This is a genomic window from Novosphingobium sp. 11B (genome assembly GCF_054589055.1).
The window spans coordinates 1-245 of sequence record NZ_BAAILP010000321.1; the positions used below are offsets into that span (position 1 = coordinate 1).

Genomic DNA, 245 nt, shown 5'->3' on the forward strand with positions numbered 1-245 from the left:
CCTGCTCCACCGTGTGGACGAGCTTGCCTATGACGAGATTGGCAGGCGGCTGAAGGTCCCTGTCGCGGCCGTGCAGAACTGTCTGCGCGACGCCTTGGTCATCATCGACGAGGCGCTTGACGAAATGCCCCCCACCTGCCCGGAAAACGAACTTATCATTGGGGCGAACGCGAACTTGCCCGAGCGCCACCGGTGCTGTCGGGCAAGCTGTATACGGCGCGCTTATCACCATTCGTAGGACTGCG

1 protein-coding gene is annotated in these 245 nt (G+C 62.0%); it reads left to right on the forward strand.

What is annotated here, in order from left to right; translation table 11 throughout:
• On the forward strand, positions 1-238 hold a 238-nt coding region (locus tag ACYPYD_RS26475), incomplete at its 5' end, for a hypothetical protein (RefSeq protein ID WP_459666646.1).
• Positions 239-245: the final 7 nt, after the last annotated feature.